At 35.7% G+C, this 19,461-nt stretch carries 13 protein-coding genes; 4 read left to right on the top strand and 9 right to left on the bottom strand.

From position 1 onward, the window contains the following. Window positions 1–14 precede the first annotated feature (14 nt). The 3 genes from ilvN to ilvD are packed head-to-tail and all read right to left on the bottom strand — an operon-like array spanning window position 15 to window position 4,027. Window positions 15–548 (bottom strand): acetolactate synthase small subunit, encoded by a 534-nt coding sequence (ilvN, locus tag H6X70_RS05790; RefSeq protein WP_194766722.1) that lies wholly within the window; start codon window positions 546–548, stop codon window positions 15–17. 13 nt (window positions 549–561) lie between these two features. Beyond that, window positions 562–2,292 (bottom strand): biosynthetic-type acetolactate synthase large subunit, encoded by a 1,731-nt coding sequence (gene ilvB, locus H6X70_RS05785; protein WP_194766721.1) that lies wholly within the window; start codon window positions 2,290–2,292, stop codon window positions 562–564. Between the two features lie 52 nt (window positions 2,293–2,344). Beyond that, on the bottom strand, window positions 2,345–4,027 hold the full coding sequence (gene ilvD / locus H6X70_RS05780) for a dihydroxy-acid dehydratase (RefSeq protein ID WP_194766720.1): 1,683 nt from the start codon (window positions 4,025–4,027) through the stop codon (window positions 2,345–2,347). A 609-nt stretch (window positions 4,028–4,636) separates the two neighbouring features. Here ilvD and metK point away from each other — a divergent pair. Continuing rightward, complete coding sequence (metK, locus tag H6X70_RS05775; RefSeq protein ID WP_194766719.1) at window positions 4,637–5,890, top strand: methionine adenosyltransferase; 1,254 nt, start codon at window positions 4,637–4,639, stop codon at window positions 5,888–5,890. A gap of 624 nt (window positions 5,891–6,514) precedes the next feature. Here the strand turns inward: metK and H6X70_RS05770 are convergent. From H6X70_RS05770 to H6X70_RS05745, 6 genes are all read right to left on the bottom strand, one after another. Continuing rightward, window positions 6,515–7,966: a TolC family protein gene (locus H6X70_RS05770; protein ID WP_194766718.1), complete on the bottom strand. Its 1,452-nt coding sequence runs from the start codon at window positions 7,964–7,966 to the stop codon at window positions 6,515–6,517. Next, window positions 7,959–11,201 (bottom strand): efflux RND transporter permease subunit, encoded by a 3,243-nt coding sequence (locus tag H6X70_RS05765; RefSeq protein WP_194766717.1) that lies wholly within the window; start codon window positions 11,199–11,201, stop codon window positions 7,959–7,961. The genes H6X70_RS05770 and H6X70_RS05765 overlap by 8 nt, the downstream gene beginning before the upstream one ends. A 22-nt stretch (window positions 11,202–11,223) precedes the next feature. Beyond that, on the bottom strand, window positions 11,224–12,306 hold the full coding sequence (locus H6X70_RS05760; protein ID WP_410529837.1) for an efflux RND transporter periplasmic adaptor subunit: 1,083 nt from the start codon (window positions 12,304–12,306) through the stop codon (window positions 11,224–11,226). Window positions 12,307–12,452: 146 nt separating this feature from the next. Beyond that, window positions 12,453–12,845, bottom strand: coding sequence for a hypothetical protein (locus H6X70_RS05755; protein ID WP_194766715.1), 393 nt, complete (start codon window positions 12,843–12,845; stop codon window positions 12,453–12,455). 102 nt (window positions 12,846–12,947) lie between these two features. Further along, window positions 12,948–15,449: a DUF5686 and carboxypeptidase-like regulatory domain-containing protein gene (locus H6X70_RS05750; RefSeq protein ID WP_194766714.1), complete on the bottom strand. Its 2,502-nt coding sequence runs from the start codon at window positions 15,447–15,449 to the stop codon at window positions 12,948–12,950. A gap of 65 nt (window positions 15,450–15,514) precedes the next feature. Further along, window positions 15,515–16,492 (bottom strand): pyruvate dehydrogenase complex E1 component subunit beta, encoded by a 978-nt coding sequence (locus H6X70_RS05745; RefSeq protein WP_194766713.1) that lies wholly within the window; start codon window positions 16,490–16,492, stop codon window positions 15,515–15,517. Window positions 16,493–16,898: 406 nt separating this feature from the next. Between H6X70_RS05745 and H6X70_RS05740 the strand changes: the two genes are divergently transcribed. The 3 genes from H6X70_RS05740 (at window position 16,899) to H6X70_RS05730 (ending at window position 19,452) form a co-directional block, all read left to right on the top strand. Continuing rightward, window positions 16,899–17,645, top strand: a complete 747-nt coding sequence (locus tag H6X70_RS05740) for an electron transfer flavoprotein subunit beta/FixA family protein (protein WP_194766712.1) — start codon at window positions 16,899–16,901, stop codon at window positions 17,643–17,645. Between the two features lie 110 nt (window positions 17,646–17,755). Continuing rightward, the gene (locus H6X70_RS05735; RefSeq protein WP_194766711.1) at window positions 17,756–18,715 is read left to right on the top strand and encodes an electron transfer flavoprotein subunit alpha/FixB family protein; all 960 of its coding nucleotides are present in this window, start codon (window positions 17,756–17,758) and stop codon (window positions 18,713–18,715) included. Between the two features lie 119 nt (window positions 18,716–18,834). Further along, complete coding sequence (locus tag H6X70_RS05730; protein ID WP_194766710.1) at window positions 18,835–19,452, top strand: bifunctional nuclease family protein; 618 nt, start codon at window positions 18,835–18,837, stop codon at window positions 19,450–19,452. Window positions 19,453–19,461: the final 9 nt, after the last annotated feature.

Genomic DNA, 19,461 nt, shown 5'->3' with positions numbered 1-19,461 from the left:
TTAATTAATTGTTATTATTGATTATTGAATGCTGTAAGCAATTCGGTTATTTTCATTTCATCTTTGGTTACTGCAATACGTCCTGAACGCACAAATTGCATGATACCAAAAACATTTAAATCGCGACGTAAAGACTCTATTTCGTTTCTTCTTCCTGATTTTTCAAGTACAAAAAACTCTTTATTTACCGTTACAATTCGTGTATTACTTTCTTTTATGATGTTTTGAATTTGAGGCTCATTGAACAACAAATCAGACTTGATTTTAAACATACAAGATTCGGTAAAGATAGTCTCTTCTTCTGTATGATAATAGGCTCTAATTGTTTCAACTTGTTTTTCAATTTGCTTCACAATTTTTATCGCGTTTGTTTCTGTCATATTCACAACAATAACAAAACGATTTACCCCATCGATTTCAGACTGCGATGTGGTTAAACTTTCAATATTAATATGTCTGCGTTGAAAAATTGCTGAAATACGATTTAATAAACCGATGTTATTTTCGGTGTAAATAGAAATCGTAAATGTTTTTATATCTTCATTCATGTCTTTTCTTTATTTAGCTTAATCGTACATCTGAAACCGATGCCCCCGAAGGAATCATTGGAAATACATTATCTTCTTTTTCTACACAAACTTCTAAGAAATACGACTCTTTCGACTCAATCATTTCCTTAACAGCTGCTTCCATATCCTTACGATTTGAAACGCGTTTTCCTTCAATATGATAGCCTTTTGCAATGGTAACAAAATCTGGATTTGTCATTTCGGTAGACGCATAGCGCTTATCGAAAAACAACTGTTGCCATTGACGTACCATACCTAAAAATTCGTTGTTTAAAATGACAATTTTTACAGGCACTTTTTGCTGAAAAATAGTTCCTAATTCTTGAATATTCATTTGAAAACCTCCATCGCCAATTATAGCTACAACTTCACGTTCTGGTGCTGCCATTTTAGCGCCAATCGCTGCTGGAAGTGCAAAGCCCATGGTGCCTAATCCGCCAGAAGTAATATTACTTTTAGACACATTAAAATCGGCATAACGACAAGCAATCATTTGATGTTGTCCCACATCTGAAACAATAGCTGCATTACCTTTAGATTGAATATTAATTTGCTTGATAACCTCGCCCATGGTTAATCCTTCTTTCGTTGGATTAAGATCTCCATTAATTACGGCATCGTATTCTATAGTATAAAGGTCTTTAAATTCTTTTAACCAAGCTTCATGAGAATTCTCGTTTAAAGCTTCAGCTAACATGGCTAAGCTTTCTTTTGAATTTCCTAAAACAGCTACATCCGTTTTTACATTTTTATCAATCTCTGCAGGATCAATATCAAAATGAACCACTTTAGCTTGCTTTGCATAAGTTGATAAATCGCCAGTAACACGGTCGTCAAAACGCATCCCGATGGCGATTAACACATCACATTCGTTAGTTAATTTATTTGGCGCATAATTACCGTGCATACCAACCATACCGATATTTAATGGGTGTGTTGATGGTAATGCAGAAGCACCTAAAATTGTCCAAGCAGAAGGAATTCCAGCTTTTTCGATAACCGTTTTTAATTCGGCTTCAGCCTGACCTAAAATAACACCTTGTCCCCAAACAATCATTGGTTTTTTAGCGGCGTTAATTAATTCCGCGGCAGCGTTAACCGCTTCCTGACTTGTTTTTGGGATAGGATTATAACTTCTTACTCCTTTACATTTTTCGTAGTTAAAATCTAATTCGCCAAACTGTGCATCTTTAGTAATATCGACTAACACAGGTCCTGGGCGACCGCTTCTAGCGATATAAAACGCTTTGGCAATGGCTGCAGGAATATCTTCAGATTTAGTGACTTGACAATTCCATTTGGTTACAGGCGTAGAAATACCAACGATATCGGTTTCTTGAAAGGCATCGCTACCTAACAAATGTGACGCTACTTGCCCTGTAATGCATACTAAAGGTGTAGAATCTATTTGAGCATCGGCAATTCCTGTAATAAGGTTAGTAGCACCAGGACCCGAAGTCGCTATGGCTACACCAACTTTTCCAGATATACGTGCATAACCTTGAGCAGCATGTGCTGCCCCTTGCTCATGACGCGTTAATACATGATGAATTTGATCTTGAAATTTAAATAATTCATCATAAACAGGCATAATAGCACCTCCTGGATATCCATAAAGAATATCAACACCCTCAGCTATTAAAGACCTAACAACGGCTTCGCAACCAGTAATTCGCTCTATTTTATTTGCCACTTTTTTTGTTTTTAATGTTTGTGTTTTCATAATTCCCATTTATTGAGATTCCCGTTTTCACGGAAATGAAAAGATTCACTATTTATGCATCGGTAACACATCCTTTAGAAGCAGATGCTACAGATTTTGCATATTTATATAATATTCCTTTTTTGTGTTTTAATGGTGGTTGCACCCATTGCGCTTTTCTTTCGGCTAATTCTTCATCAGAAAGTAATACGTTGATTGAATTATCTTCGGCACTAATTCTAATTTTATCGCCTGTTTTTAAAAGACCAATAGCTCCACCTTCTTGTGCTTCTGGCGTTATGTGACCTACTACAAACCCGTGTGTTCCTCCAGAAAAACGACCATCTGTAATTAAAGCTACAGATTTTCCTAAACCAGCACCCATAATTAAAGAGGTTGGTTTTAACATTTCTGGCATCCCTGGGCCACCTTTAGGACCAACATAACGGATGACGACGACATCACCTCGCTCTACTTCGCCATTAGAAATTCCTGTGTTTGCAGCTTGTTCGCCATCATAAACCACAGCTTTTCCTTCAAATAATAAACCTTCGTTTCCAGATATTTTTGCAACAGCTCCTTCTTCAGCTAAGTTTCCGTAAAGGATTTGTAAGTTTCCTGAAGATTTTAATGCTTTATCTTTTGGAAAAATAACATCTTGATCGTTTTCAAAAACGAGTGGCTCAACATCTTTTAAGTTTTCAGCTAAAGTTTTACCAGTAACCGTCATACAATCGCCATGTAAATAGCCATTATCTAATAAATATTTCATAACCGCAGGCGTTCCTCCAATACCATGAACATCTTCCATAAGGTATTTTCCACTAGGTTTTAAATCGGCTATTAACGGCGTATTGTCACTAACACGTTGAAAATCTTCTAATGTAAAATCGATATCTGCAGCATGTGCAATGGCTAAAAAGTGTAGTACGGCATTTGTAGAACCTCCTAAAGCATTTACCAAAGCAATGGCATTTTCAATCGATTTTTTAGAAATAATATCTAATGGTTTTAAATCTAATTCTAAAAGATTTTTAATCGCTCTCGCGGTTCTTTCACTTTCCGATAATTTATTCGGATTTTCAGCAGGAATAGATGAGTTATAAGGTAACGCAAAGCCCATACATTCTATAGCCGAAGCCATGGTATTTGCTGTATACATCCCACCACAAGCTCCTGCTCCTGGAATGGCACGTTTTATAATTTCTCTGTATTCTTCTTCTTCAATTTCGCCCGCTACTTTTTGTCCTAAAGCCTCGAAAGCCGAAACAATATTTAATTTTCTTCCTTTGTATTTTCCAGAAGCAATGGTACCACCATACATCATGATAGACGGACGGTTTAAACGTAACATCGCAATTACGGCACCTGGCATATTTTTATCGCAACCTACGATAGACACCAAGGCATCGTAACTTTGAGCATTCATAACCGTTTCAATAGAATCGGCAATGATATCACGAGACGCTAAGGAATAATTCATTCCAGAAGTCCCCATAGAAATACCATCACTAACACCAATTGTATTAAAACCTAAACCTACTAAACCAGCTATATTACACTCAATTTTAACTTCAGCAGCTAAATTATTTAAATGCATATTACAAGGATTTCCATCGTAACCAGTACTAGCAATTCCAATTTGAGCTTTGCTCATATCTTCATCGGTTAATCCTACTGCATATAACATGGCTTGAGATGCTGGCTGAGATTCATCCTGAGTTAGCCTTTTACTATGTTTATTAAGTTCTTTCATATGACTGCTAATAATTTTATGCTTTATCTTAATTTTTATTATTTTTCTAAGTGTTTTAAACTTTTTGATGACAATTATTCAAAAAACTTCAAAATAAGTTTCGAAAATAATTTATTAGTCTATTATACGGGTTAATCTTTATTTTTTCTAGTTAAATTCACAACCAACAAAAATAATTCAACACACTGAACAACAACTGTTTAAACCCGTTTTTTTATGATGTTCAAAAATGAAAAATAATGCATAAAAAAAGCCTTCCATTCCGGGAAAGCTTTTAAAAATTTATTTTGATTAAATTATAGCATTCCCTAGCCTTGTGAGATTATCACATTGACACCAACAGAAATGATATAAATAATTTGATTTTTCATTTTAGACGAGACAAATATTCGCAAAAAAATCTTAATTACCAATTATATCTTAAAAAATAAAAAATAGATGTTCATTTTCTTTTATTTTTTTACTTTTGCAGCACAAAACAACAGAGGAAAGATTTGACTGATTGCAACCTCTTTATGCTGAACAATTTTCAACATAATCAAAAATGCTAAAGGCAGTGCAAACTTCCTTCGACGTTATCGTCAAATCTTACTATAATTTAAAATTACTATGGCTTATTTATTCACTTCAGAAAGTGTTTCTGAAGGGCATCCAGACAAAGTAGCAGATCAAATTAGCGACGCTTTAATTGATAACTTTTTAGCATTCGATACCGAATCGAAAGTAGCTTGTGAAACTCTTGTAACAACAGGCCAAGTTGTGCTTGCTGGAGAAGTAAAATCGACAACCTATTTAGATGTTCAAAAAATTGCAAGAGATACCATAAATAAAATTGGCTACACCAAAGGCGAATACATGTTCGATGGTAACTCATGTGGTGTTTTATCGGCTATTCATGAGCAATCGGAAGACATTAATCAAGGTGTAGATCGCGGTAGCAAAGAACAACAAGGTGCTGGCGACCAAGGCATGATGTTTGGCTATGCCACCAATGAAACTGAGAATTTCATGCCTTTAGCTTTAGATTTATCGCACTTAATTTTAAGAGAATTAGCTGATTTAAGACGCGAAAATAAAGAGATCACCTATTTAAGACCAGATTCTAAAAGTCAGGTTACTATTGAATATAGCGATGATAATATCCCGCAACGTATTGATGCCATCGTTGTTTCAACGCAGCATGACGATTTTGCTGATGATGAAACCATGTTAGCAAAAATTAGAAAAGATATTGTTGAGATATTAATTCCGCGTGTTATTGCCAAACTTCCAGAATCCCTTCAAAAGTTATTTAACAACGATATTAAATACCATATTAACCCAACAGGGAAATTCGTAATTGGAGGTCCTCATGGTGATACTGGTTTAACTGGACGAAAAATTATTGTTGATACTTACGGCGGAAAAGGTGCCCACGGTGGCGGTGCATTCTCTGGTAAAGACCCAAGTAAAGTTGATAGAAGCGCTGCTTATGCGACGAGACATATTGCTAAAAACCTTGTTGCTGCAGGTGTTGCCGATGAAGTTTTAGTACAAGTAAGTTACGCGATTGGTGTGGTTGAACCTATGGGAATTTTTATTGATACTTACGGAACATGCCCGTTTAATATGACCGATGGTGAAATTGCTGAAAAAGTAACCGAAATTTTTGATATGCGTCCTTTTGCTATTGAAGAACGTTTGAAGCTACGTGCTCCTATTTATAGTGAAACTGCAGCTTACGGACACATGGGACGTAAAAACGAAACAGTTTCTAAAACATTTACACAACCACATGGTGAAACCATTACCCTTGATGTAGAATTATTTACATGGGAAAAATTGGATTATGTTGACCAAGTAAAAAGTGTTTTTGGATTGTAAACCAAAATACACTTAACCTATATAAAAGTCTTGCAATTTGAGTTGCAAGACTTTTTTTTTCGAGACCCTTCAGGTTTTTAAACACTATTGTTAGGAAGATGAAAGCTCTTATGTTTTTAACCCTCCTAATTTCGATTAAATCGAAATTTTCCTCCCTTCAAAATGAAAGGAGGAGCAAGTTTTATTAATGTTTTCGAAAAATCTAAACTAAATCCATTTTTTATAAAATCTTGTATTGATATCTTTTATAAATTCCAATAGCATGAATGATTTAGGCAGTTAATAGGGTCTTCGATTTCGCAGTCGAGAAGTTATATTTTATGCTTTCGTGAATAGACTAGGTAAACAAGTTGTTTGGGTGGAAAAATAACAGACATTTTAATGCAAATGTTCACGACTTCGCTTGGTTTTTTCATAAAAATCGTACACCCTAAAATTAGTAACTAAAAACCCATATACGTATTTAGAATTAAAAGCCTATTAATTATTAAAATAACCAATTACGATTAAGTACAGCACCTATTTACCAAACCAACCTTTGAACCAAAAAAATCCTCTTAAGCATTACACTTAAGAGGATTCTTCATAGAAAAATTAATTGACTAACTCTAATTTTTGCAAGTTTTAATTCCAACCACCACCTAAAGCACGGTACATGTTAACCATGGCATTCATTTGCTCTTTTTTGGTTTCAACCAATTCGAATTTAGATTCTAAAGCATCACGTTGGGTTAATAACACTTCCATATAATCTGCTCTTGCCGATTTAAAAAGTATGTTTGAAATATTTATAGACTGCGTTAAAGCATCTACTTTTTTAGATTTCAAATTAAAACTTTGCTCCAAATTACTAATATTAGAAAGTTGGTTTGCAACTTCCAAATAGGCGTTTAAAACAGTACGCTCATAATTATAAACGGCTTGAATTTGTTTTGCACTCGCGTTAAAATACAAAGCTTTTATTTCGTTTCTGTTAATTAATGGCCCTGCAATATCTCCTACTAAAGAGTAAAATATCGATTCTGGCGTTTTTAATAATAATGAAGGCTTGAATGCATCAAAACCAACGCCTGCTGAAATTCCTACTGATGGATAAAACCGAGCTTTAGCAACTTTTATATCCAATTTAGCAGCTTCCAATTCCAGTTCTGCTTCTCTAATATCAGGACGATTATCTAACAATTGTGCTGGAACACCAACCAAAAGTTGATCTGGTATTAAATCGTAAAAGGATTCTGAACTGCGTTCGATAGGCTGCGGATAACGCCCTACCAAAAAGTTGATTTTATTCTCTGTTTCAGTAATCTTTTGTTGAATATCAAATTGAAGACTTTTGGTATGCAATACTTCGGCTTCAAAGCGTGTAACCGCCAATTGAGTAACGCGTGCTGCTACTTTTTGAAGTCTTACAATTTCCAAAGCATTACTTTGAATTTTTATATTCTCCTGAACAATACTTAATTGATTGTCTAGCGTTAACAATTCATAATAAGAATTCGCGATTTCAGCAATAAGATTTGTAACCAAAAAGTTTTTACCTTCAACTGAAGAAATATAACGTTTGTAAGCAGCTTTTTTAGCGTTGCGTAACTTCTTCCAAATGTCTAATTCCCATCTGGCTTCTAGTCCGATACCATAATTTCCTAATGGTTCAGGGAATTCTTCCCCAGGCCTAATATCATTATTAGCGTCGCTAGCACCTTGGCTAGTATAACGCCCCACTTTTTCAACTTCGGCACCACCACGTACATCAACAAAAGGTAAATATTCCCCTTTTTTGGCACGCACTTCGTTTCTTGCTATTTCAACTTCTTGCAAAGTAATATTTAACTCCTGATTATTTTTAAGAGCTTCTTCAATTAACGCACTTAAATACACATCGGTAAAATAATCATTCCACTTAACCTTCGCGGTATTTACGGTGTCGGTAGCTTGGTTTTTAAACTGCTCTGGTACTTCCTTATTTTCTTGCATTACCTCTAAAGTTGGTACGCAAGAATACAGGGTGGTTAGCAGAATAATACTAAGCAGACCTATATTTTTAAACTGTTTTACAGTTGCTTTTATCTTATTCATCTTCTGTTTTTTTAGATAATTTTTTCAAAAGCTTTTTAATTTTAGAAAGCTCTGTTTTAACCCTCGAATTGTCTTCACTCACACGCATAAATTCTTCCGAAACAGTTTCTGCTTTTTCATCTTTAATAAGTGTACGTCCATCTGCTAATCTTGCAAAAATGTAGTACAATCCGGGGATAACAAGCACCCCTAAAAGGGTTCCGATAAGCATCCCTCCCATGGCCGAACCACCAATGGTTCTGTTTCCAATAGCGCCTGCTCCTGTAGCAATTACCAAGGGAATTAACCCTGCTACGAATGCAAAGGAAGTCATTAAAATAGGTCGGAATCTTACTTTAGCACCTTCAATAGCTGCGTCTAGAATTGTAGCGCCTTCAATACGTTTTTGAACGGCGAACTCTACAATTAACACGGCATTTTTACCGAGTAAACCAACCAGCATGATGACACCAATTTGCGCGTAAACATCGTTAGCAAGCCCCATAAACTTCAGCAGTAAAAAAGAGCCAAAAATCCCGACGGGTAGTGATAAAATAACCACCAATGGCAATAAGAAACTTTCATATTGTGCTGCTAAAACAAGGTATACAAAAACTAAAACCACAATGAAAATATACAACGATTCATTACCTCTTGAAGCTTCGTCGTAAGACAGCCCTTCCCAAGCAATATCATAACCTCTTGGCAGGGTTTGTTCTGCCACTTCTTGAATGGCTTTAATCGCGTCTCCACTGGTATAACCAGCTGCAGGAAGTCCTCGAATGGCCGCCGAATTGTACAAGTTATACCGTGTAATTTCATTAGGACCTAATGTTTTTTCCATGGCCATGAATGACGAATACGGCACCATTTCACCCGCTTCATTTTTAACAAAAAGTTTTTCTAAATCCGATGGCATGCCCCTGTATTCTGGAGCAGCTTGTGTGTACACTTTAAAAAACCTACCGTATTTAATAAAACCTTGTTCGTAAGTACTACCAATTAAAATATTTAGGTTTTCCATGGCTTTTCCAATAGAAACCCCTTTTTGCATGGCCGCTTTATTGTTGATTTTCAATTCGTATTGCGGAAAATTAGCAGCATAAAAAGTAAATAAACCTGCTAATTCTTTACGCGCTCTTAAAGCATCCATAAATTGATTGTTCAATCTTTCAAACTCATGATAATCGGTTGAGTTTGTTTTATCAAGCAATCGCATTGCAAAACCGCCCGAAGACCCAAAACCAGGAACAGCAGGTGGCTCGAAATATTCGATAACAGCTCCCAAATCTTTGGTTTCTTCCTCTAATTCTTCCATGATTTCATGAACAGAATGATGACGCTCCGACCAAGGTTTCAAGTTAATCAAACAAGTTCCGGCGTTAGAACCACGACCTTCAGTCATAATTTCATAACCTGCTAATGAAGATACAGATTGCACACCTTCAGTTTCTTCACAAATTTTTTGAAGTTTATGAGCCACTTCATTCGTACGTTCCAAAGTTGCCCCTGGAGGGGTTTGAATAATGGCATAAATCATCCCTTGATCTTCATTTGGAATAAATCCTGCAGGAAGCACTTTATTAGTGAAAAAGATACCAACACAGAATGCTATAAGCAATCCGAAAGTTACCACACGACGGTTTACAATAACTTTTAATATTTTAACGTAAACCCCTGTAAGCTTATCGAATTTCGAATTAAACCAATCGATAAATCGATTAACAGGCGATTTTTTTCTTGCTTTACCATGATTGTTCTTCAACATCATCGCACAAAGTACAGGCGTTAAAGTAAGCGCCACTACTGCAGAAAGCACGATAGCCCCCGCCATAGTTATCGAGAATTGACGATAAAAAACTCCAACGGGTCCAGACATGAACGCTATAGGAATAAATACCGAAACCATTACCATGGTTATAGCAAGAATTGCGCCTCCAATTTCGCCTAATACTGCGTAAGCGGCTTTATATGGCGTGAGGTGTTCTTCTTCCATTTTAACATGGACGGCTTCAACGACGACAATCGCATCATCAACCACGATACCAATAGCCAATACTAAGGCGAAAAGGGTTATCAGGTTTATAGACAATCCGAAAATCTGCATGATAAAAAAGGTCCCGATAAGCGAAACAGGCACAGCAATAATTGGAATAAGGGTCGATCTGAAATCACCCAAAAACAAGAATACCACAATGGCTACCAATATAAATGCATCGCGTAAGGTATCGATAACTTGCTCGATAGAGGCATCTAAGAAGTTAGAAACATCATAACTTATTTTATAATCTACATCTGGAGGTAAATCTTCTTTTAGTTCTTTTAATTTTTCTTTTACAGCTTCAATAACATCGCTACCATTACTTCCAAACGTTTGTTTTAAAACGATTGAGGCCGATGGTTGTCCGTCGAGATTGGAATAAATATCGAAAAACTCACTTCCTAATTCGACATCGGCAATATCGCCAAGTTTTAAAATTTCGCCTTCTTCAGAAGCTTTAATAATAATATTTTTATACTGCTCAGGCTCGTTATAGCGACCTTCGTAGGTTAACACATATTCTAAAGACTGAGCCCTTTTTCCTGAGCTTCGCCCTAAACGCCCTGGTCTAGCAATAATACTTTGCTCGGCCATGGCTTCTAGAACTTCTTCGGCCGAGACTTTGTAAGCTCGCATGCGATCTGGTTTTAACCAAACACGCATAGCGTACTTTCGACTTCCTAATATTTTGGCACTTGCAATCCCTTTAATTCGTTGAATTTCTGGAACTATTTTGGTGTAGGCGTAATTGTAAAGGAATTTCTCATCATTATCCTTTTTCTTACTGTATAAGTTCACATACATTAACATACTGGGTTGTACAGGAGTGATCACAACACCTTCACGCTGAACCAAATCTGGTAACAGCGGCATCACTTGATCGACCCTTGTTTTCACCCTGACTACGGCCTGATTGGGATCTGTTCCTGGTTCAAAAATTATACGTAAAGTTCCTTCTCCAGCACTGGTTGCATCCGAAGCAATGTAACGCATGTCTTGCACACCGTTTATAGCGGTTTCTAAAGGAATTAATGTGGATTTAACTAGTACATCGGCACTCGCACCCGGATAAGCGATAAAGATATTAACCGTGGTTGGGGCGATTTGAGGGAACTGAGAAATAGGCAATTGTTTTATGGCTAACAACCCCGTAAATACGATGATTACCGATATGACAATAGCCAACACGGGTCTTTTTATAAATTTACTAAACATAATTGAAAATTATAAGGGGTTATTACTCAGCATACATTTCTAAATTCTTTATAACGTCATGCCCATTTTCAACTTTATAATGAATTTTTTCGCCATTTTTAACCATACGAATGCCTTCTAATAAAACCTTATCGTTTACAGACAAACCTTTATCAACAACAAAAAGCTGAGGCAGTTCGCCACGAAGCGTTATTTCTCGCTGATTTACAGCTCCGTTTTCATCAATTACGAAAACAAATTTTTTGTCTAAAACTTCAAATGTTGCTTTTTGCGGAATAATGATGGCGTCTTTAAAAGGCACTTTCATAAGAATACTTCCTGTTTCACCATGACGTAGAATGCCTTCTTCATTAGGAAAAACAGCTCTAAATGCAATGTTTCCGGTTTGATTATCAAATTCGCCCTCAATGGTTTCAACAACACCTTTATGAGGAAAAACCCTGTTATTAGCCATTAACAAACTCACTTCTTGATCTTTATTTCGGTCGGTATTGGTCATGAAATCTAAATATTCAGCCTCCGAAACATTGTAATACACCCACATTTTACTGTTATCGGATAAGGTTGTAAGCAATTCACCTTCATCTAAAAGACTGCCGCCTCTAACATGTAAATGCCCCATTATACCATCAAATGGTGCTTTAATATTTGTAAAACTTAAGTGGGTTTGGGCTAAAGACACTTCAGCTTTTGCTTTTTCAAGCTTTGCTTTTACCATATTTAACTCGTTTTGAGAAATAACATCCTCATCGGCTAACATTTTTGTGTTTTGGTATTCTATTTCTGCCACATCGGCTTCGGCTTTTGCTTTTTGTAAATCGGCTTGATAGACATTGGGCATGATGTCGAACATTTTTTGGCCTTTTTTAATGGACTGGCCTTCATCAACATGAATTTGTTTTAAGTAGCCTTTTTCTAAAGCGCGTACTTCAATATTTCTAATGGAATGGATTTGACACACATAATCTTTGGTAATTGTGGTGTCTATTTTAACGGGATTTGTTACTAAAAACTCAACTTCCTTCTCTTTCTTTTCTTTTTTAGATTGACAACTTGTATGCATTAATAGCATAGCCAAGCCTGCCAAAAGAAGACTCTTTTTAATCATGGTTCTGTATTTATAAAAATTGTTTGGTAATATTTTCGGAAATGCGCACGCCGTTCCTCGTATTCTTGAAGCAAAATGCTAAGAATACAAATAAGTCGAATTATGCCTTATATAATTCAAGACATAATGATGATGTAGACATTCTAAATTCTAAAAACCTCGAATAAAATATACCGCTTATTGGGTATGAAGGGCGTAACAAACTCAGTTATTACTGAAGTTTTATCACTAATTGAAGAAAATAATTCTAGGGTTTCTAAAAATGCTAAAACATTATTTTGAAACTCTATTTTTTTACGAAAACCATTTCTAAACTCTTCAATTTCGGTTTCATCAACCTTAATATCCAACATTTTTGAAGCTGGAGATGGACTTGAAGAAACTTGAGTATGAATTGAATAATTATGAAAATCTAAATGAGAAACTGTAGCAGGAGCACTATGCGCATCCTGATTTAAAACAGTGAAAGATTGCCCCTGCCCAACGATTAAGAGAGCAAATAGAAAAATAAAATATTTAAAAAAGGGCTTTTTCATTTGGGCGATAAAATTATATCAACTTAAAAAGCTAAACAAACTATTTTTAATAAAAAAATTACAAAAACAGACAACACATAGGTTATCAGACACTTAACACTGTTAAAAATGAAAACCAAAAGCCCCTGTAACCCCAAATTTTCGAGCATTAGGATTTTCAACTTCATTTAAATAATTCCCTCTGAAATTAAAATCTATCCTAAACACCTTGAAAATGTTTCCAATTCCAAAACTATATTCGTAGTAAGGATTTTTTGATGGTGCTCGATAAACTAAGCCTGAAGCATTAATGTCTTTATTTTCTTGAGACACATCGCCAATAACCCCTCTTAATCCCACAATAGCTCTTAAATTAAACTTTTTAATCACTGGAATTCTCGAGAAAACACGGCCATTAAAATTATGTTCTAGATGCACCGAAGTGTAAGTATCGGTAACAAACTCATAAAAATCAATTTGAGAAAAAGTATTATAAATAGAGAAGTAACTTTGGTTCCCAGGAATAACACTTAATAGACCTAAAGGCACAACTCCAAAAGTTTTTCCCGCTTCAATCATAGTTTGCAAGCGCCCAAAACCACCTAATTGCCAAGGTTGCACATACCTTAATTGGATCTTCGTATAATCAAAATTATCACCTAATTTACCCTTTAAACCTTTACTAAAAAGCGCAAAAAGCTGGGCATAATCATCGTTAGTCGTTAAACGCTCCACCCCATAACCTGTCATTTTTCTATTCGGAAAAAAGGACACTAAAACCTCGGTTTCATATTGTTTTATTTCTGAAGAAACTCCCGTTGGTGAATTAGGGTCGTAATAATCTAAACTAAAAGTAGGAGAAGCCGATTCTAGGGTACGATAACTTCCGCCCAATCTGAAGGTTAAATTCTTTACAGGCTCAAATTCTAATGCAAGAGTGGTTAAATTTATATTAGTAAGCTTGTCGTTTGGAGCTGTTGTAAAAAGACCTGAAGATGCAAAATTCCGACCTAAAACATCGGTAGAGTTTGTTAAACTTGCTCCAATTTGCTCGATGTCTCTACGGTTACCGCCAGAGATAATCAAGCGGTTTTTCTTATCGATTAACCACTTTCCAGAGATCCCATATTTAAATTTATCATCACGCAATCCGTAGGCCAGAAACCCTTCAATACGCCACATATCATTTCTGCCAAAATAGGTACGCCCGCCAACACGTGCACGAATACCTTCAACCGTATTATAACCCCATGTTGAAAAAATAGGTCCATAATCTAAAGGTAATTTATCAAATTCATAATAACCAGAAGCTAAAACACTTCCCGCGGTATAGAGATTTTTAAACTTTTTTACGGTTTTTAAGGTGTCTAGCATAGTGTAAACCCCTTTTTCGTCTTTACTTAATTTCTCTAAACGGTTGGCTTCCCAAAAAGCATCATCGCGGTTAAAAACAGCCTCGTCGTGAAAATTTACATGTTTCTCGTAAAACTTCTTTTCCTTTTCAATATCAAACTGATAATTATTGTAAAGAGTTGTTCGTTTTCCGTAAAGTCCTCGCGATTTTTCCTTTTTGTTTGGTGCGAAATCCGACATCATATAATCGCGTTTCACAAGGAATAAAGAATCATTTAGCACTTCAAATTCCTGCTCGATATAAATTTCTTTAATCCAGTTTATATTGGCACTTTTTGAAGCTTGTAAATTAATTTCTTTAATCGCATAAGTGGTATCGGCAACCCAAAAATCACCTTTAAAAGTGAGTTCGTTTTTACGTCTTGGATAATAAATAATATTGTAACACCATTTATTATCTATAAAAGTACTATCGGCCAATACATAATTATAGGTGTTAATGCCCGTTCTTGACAGTGGACTCACAAAACTTTTATCGAAAAGCTTCAAGAAATTGTCGTAAACATTAACATCGGAATACAAATCTTTCACAAAATCGATAACGATTTCATTATCACTAAATCCCGAATTTTTATTGCCTTCTACAATTTCTTTGTATTTCTTAATAACATTGTCGCCATAAACTTTAGAAGCTGCTTCATTTATAAAAATGGGCAAATAGGTTTTCCCGGTGACTTTAGAGGTGTCAACCGCATCAAAAACAAATTCCATCCCTTTAAACAGTTTGCTTTTTATAAGTGCACTATCAATGGTATTGATGTCAAATTCAAGCTTTTCATATTTATCATATTGGTATTGCTTAAATTGTTTTAGCCCATTACTGCGTTTATGCTCCCAAATTTTCCGCAATAAATCTATGGCAGGATTATTTTTTTTAGGCTGCTTCCCCGAAACAATGAAAACCTCATTTAATTGCGCGGTTTCTTCTTTAAGGGTAAATTTTAAATTGTAGTTTATTTTTTTTTCTAATGAAATATTTAAAGTTTCATAACCTAAAAAAGATACGGTTAATCCCGACCAAGTTTCATCGGACTCTAAATAAAATTTACCATCTTCATTGGTAATGGTGCCTTGAGTAGAGCCTTTAAAAATAACATTTGCAAAGGAAATAGGCTGATTAGCTTCATCAAAAACATAGCCACTCACTTTTGTTTGTGCAAAAGCTGCAGAATATATAAATAGAAAAAGGGCTACTAAAAACTTTAAGTTCATATTTAAAAAAAAACTTCATCAACATGAAATGCTGATGAAGTTTATATAACGTAAAAAAATACGGTTTATTTATACATCACCTTTTTTACTGCTTTGATAACCTCATCTTTGTTAGGTAACCATTCTTCTAGTAAAACTGGCGAATATGGCGCAGGAGTATCTGCGGTATTAATTTTAATAATTGGTGCATCTAAGTAATCAAATGCTTCAGACTGTACTAAGTATGTAATTTCGGTTGCAACACTTCCAAAAGGCCATGCTTCTTCTAAAATTACTAATCTATTGGTTTTCTTAACCGATTCTACAATCGCTTTTCTATCCATTGGGCGTACCGTACGTAAGTCGATAATTTCACAAGAAATACCTTCTTTTTCTAATTCGTCGGCAGCTTTGTAAGCTTCTTTGATGATTTTTCCGAAAGAAACAATAGTTACATCGGTACCTTCACGTTTAATATCGGCAACACCAATTGGGATAATGTATTCTCCTTCTGGCACTTCTCCTTTATCACCATACATTTGCTCACTCTCCATAAAAATAACCGGATCGTCATCGCGAATAGATGCCTTTAATAACCCTTTTGCATCGTAAGGATTAGATGGCACAACTACTTTTAAACCTGGCGTATTAGCAAACCAGTTTTCAAAAGCTTGTGAGTGCGTTGCTCCTAATTGACCAGCAGAAGCTGTAGGACCACGAAATACAATAGGACATTTGAATTGTCCACCAGACATTTGTCTGATTTTTGCTGCATTATTTATAATTTGATCAATCCCAACTAACGAGAAGTTAAAAGTCATATATTCTACAATAGGTCTATTTCCTGTCATTGTAGAACCAATAGCGATTCCGGCAAAACCAAGTTCGGCAATTGGCGTGTCTATAACACGTTTTGCACCAAATTCAGCTAACATGCCTTTTGATGCTTTATACGCACCATTATATTCTGCTACCTCTTCGCCCATTAAGTAAACGCTCTCATCTCTGCGCATTTCTTCACTCATGGCTTCGCAAATAGCTTCTCTAAATTGAATTGTCTTCATTAAAGTTTGTTTTTATTCGAGTAGCAAAAATAAGAATTATTGCCAATAAACAGGCATAAAAATAAAGAGTAAAATAAACTTAAAAATTATTTTTATAAAGTTCACAGAAAAAACATACGATTTCTACAGATATATGAATTATTACAGCAGATAAAACGGTCTGCCCTAATCAAAATCAAAAAGACCTCAACGACATTATGAATTTATGATTTTCAATCTTAAATTTTTACATTTTTATTATGCACGCATAGTAAATATTCAGAATAAAATAATTAACTTCGTGTCCTGAAAGATTTCAGACTATTTTTTTACAGAAAAACTTAAGATTTTAACCTTAATTTTTACGTGTATTCCACTCAAATTTTCGGTTTCTCATCTTACCTAACAAACATAAATTATTATACAAATGAAGATATTAGTATGTATAAGTCATGTTCCAGACACAACTTCAAAAATTAATTTTACTGAAGACAACTCGAAATTTGACAGTAATGGCGTTCAGTTTATCCCTAATCCTAATGATGATTTTGGCCTAGCGCGTGCCATGTGGTTTAAAGAAAAACAAGGCGCAACAGTTACTGTTGTTAATGTAGGAACAGCAGAAACCGAACCGACTTTACGTAAAGCGCTTGCTATTGGTGCTGACGAAGCTATTCGTGTAAACACCGCTGCAACCGATGGTTTTTCGGTAGCCAAACAATTGGCGAATGTTGCTAAAGAAGGAGCTTACGATTTAGTAATTGCCGGAAGAGAATCTATCGATTACAATGGTGGTATGGTTCCTGGGATGATTGCTGGCTTAATTGAAGCTAATTTTGTAAACAACTGTATAGGATTAGAAGTTGATGGTACTTCCGCGAAAGCGATAAGAGAAATTGATGGTGGTAAAGAAACCGTTTCTACTAAACTTCCTTTAGTTATTGGAAGTCAAAAAGGTTTGGTTGAAGAAAGTGATTTACGCATTCCAAACATGAGAGGGATTATGATGGCGCGTAAAAAACCGCTAACAGTTGTTGAACCTATAGCTGTAGATGCTGAAACAACTTCGGTATCTTTCGAAAAACCAAAGCCAAAAGGTGCCGTAACTTTAGTATCACCAGATAATTTAGACGAACTCGTAAACTTACTTCACAACGAAGCGAAAGTAATATAGACCTCCCCTAACCCCTACAGAAGAGGGGAAATAATTAAGAAGGGATACGGTTAAAAATAAAATTCATTAATGAGATTTCCACCTTCGTGGAAATGAAAAAAAGTATATTTATGTCCGTTTTAGTATATACAGAATCAGATAAAGGCAGTTTTAAAAAAGCCGCTTTCGAAGTGGCTTCTTATGCCAAAGCCGTTGCTAATCAATTAGGAACAACCGTTACAGCCATTACAATAAACGCAAACGACACCGCGGAGTTGGGTAATTATGGCGTAGACAAAGTATTAAATGTAACAAATTCGCAGTTAGATAATTTCAATGCCAACGCTTATGCTTCGGCAATAAAACAAGCGGCAGACCAGGAAGGTACTAAAGTTGTCGTGCTAAGCTCTAGCGCAAACAGCAAATATTTAGCACCACTTTTAGCCGTTGGATTATCGGCTGGATATGCATCAAACGTTGTTGAAATTCCAACAAACACGAGTCCGTTTACCGTAAAACGTACAGCATTCACCAATAAAGCTTTCGAATTAACGCAAATTAATACTGAAGTTAAAATTATTGGGGTTTCAAATAATGCTTTCGGATTGGTTGAAAATAGTGGAAGCGCTTCCGCGGAAGAATTTTCGCCTACCTTACCAGAATTAGGAGTTACCGTTGAATCGGTTGATAAAGCCACAGACAAAGTAACCATTGCTGATGCTGAAATTGTGGTATCGGGAGGTCGTGGATTAAAAGGTCCTGAAAACTGGGGCATGATTGAAGAATTGGCTGAAGTTTTAGGTGCTGCTACGGCTTGTTCTAAACCGGTTTCCGATTTAGGTTGGCGTCCGCACGGCGAGCACGTGGGGCAAACAGGAAAACCTGTTGCTGCCAATTTGTACATTGCCATTGGTATTTCTGGAGCCATTCAGCATTTAGCTGGCGTTAGTGCGTCAAAAGTAAAAGTGGTGATTAACACCGACCCTGAAGCGCCATTTTTTAAAGCAGCAGATTACGGTGTTGTTGGCGATGCTTTTGAAGTGGTTCCTGCCCTAATCGAAAAATTAAAAGCTTTTAAAGCACAACAATAATTTATTTTTTATAAATTGTGTAGTCCTAAAGAACTGCTTAATTTAGCATTTTAAACCTAAATCTGTCTAGGCAGTTGGTTAAGTTCTAAATTAAGCAGTTCTTTGCGTTTTTATTACATATGAGTTTAGTAAGATTAAATATAAAAGGGATTTCCTATAGCCAAACACAAAACGGTGCTTATGCACTGATTTTAAATGAAGTTGATGGCGACCGAAAACTCCCTATTGTGATTGGTGCTTTCGAGGCGCAATCTATCGCTATTGCTTTAGAAAAAGAAATTAGCCCGCCAAGACCATTAACACACGACTTATTTAAAAACTTTGCAGATCGATTTGATATCGTTGTAAAACAAGTGATTATTCACAAACTTGTTGATGGCGTTTTTTATTCAAGTTTAATTTGCGAACGCGATAAAATTGAAGAAATTATCGATGCGAGAACCAGCGATGCTATTGCCTTAGCTCTGCGTTTTCAAGCGCCTATTTTTACCTATAAAAACATTCTAGACAAAGCGGGCATTTACTTAAAAGTGAATCCTAAAAAGGAAGATGAGGAAACTGAAGATAGCGTGTTGTTAGACGAATTAATTGCAAACGAAATTGAACCAGACGATAAGCGTGAAACCTTTAAAGGAAAAACCCTTGAAGAACTTCAAAAATTATTAGAAGAAGCTGTTGCTAGCGAAGATTATGAAAAAGCAGCGCATATTCGAGATGAGATTTCAAAACGTGAATAAAACTTATTA

Source organism: Tamlana sp. I1, from assembly GCF_015355625.1.
Classification (GTDB): domain Bacteria; phylum Bacteroidota; class Bacteroidia; order Flavobacteriales; family Flavobacteriaceae; genus Pseudotamlana.
This window is presented reverse-complemented; position numbering and strand designations above follow the sequence as displayed.

What these genes read in the sequence shown, in the direction of transcription:
- ilvN (WP_194766722.1), bottom strand. Translation starts at nt 548, where the DNA reads ATGAATGAAGATATAAAAACATTTACGATTTCTATTTACACCGAAAAT.
- ilvB (WP_194766721.1), bottom strand. Translation starts at nt 2,292, where the DNA reads ATGAAAACACAAACATTAAAAACAAAAAAAGTGGCAAATAAAATAGAG.
- ilvD (WP_194766720.1), bottom strand. Translation starts at nt 4,027, where the DNA reads ATGAAAGAACTTAATAAACATAGTAAAAGGCTAACTCAGGATGAATCT.
- metK (WP_194766719.1), top strand. Translation starts at nt 4,637, where the DNA reads ATGGCTTATTTATTCACTTCAGAAAGTGTTTCTGAAGGGCATCCAGAC.
- H6X70_RS05770 (WP_194766718.1), bottom strand. Translation starts at nt 7,966, where the DNA reads ATGAATAAGATAAAAGCAACTGTAAAACAGTTTAAAAATATAGGTCTG.
- H6X70_RS05765 (WP_194766717.1), bottom strand. Translation starts at nt 11,201, where the DNA reads ATGTTTAGTAAATTTATAAAAAGACCCGTGTTGGCTATTGTCATATCG.
- H6X70_RS05755 (WP_194766715.1), bottom strand. Translation starts at nt 12,845, where the DNA reads ATGAAAAAGCCCTTTTTTAAATATTTTATTTTTCTATTTGCTCTCTTA.
- H6X70_RS05750 (WP_194766714.1), bottom strand. Translation starts at nt 15,449, where the DNA reads ATGAACTTAAAGTTTTTAGTAGCCCTTTTTCTATTTATATATTCTGCA.
- H6X70_RS05745 (WP_194766713.1), bottom strand. Translation starts at nt 16,492, where the DNA reads ATGAAGACAATTCAATTTAGAGAAGCTATTTGCGAAGCCATGAGTGAA.
- H6X70_RS05740 (WP_194766712.1), top strand. Translation starts at nt 16,899, where the DNA reads ATGAAGATATTAGTATGTATAAGTCATGTTCCAGACACAACTTCAAAA.
- H6X70_RS05735 (WP_194766711.1), top strand. Translation starts at nt 17,756, where the DNA reads ATGTCCGTTTTAGTATATACAGAATCAGATAAAGGCAGTTTTAAAAAA.
- H6X70_RS05730 (WP_194766710.1), top strand. Translation starts at nt 18,835, where the DNA reads ATGAGTTTAGTAAGATTAAATATAAAAGGGATTTCCTATAGCCAAACA.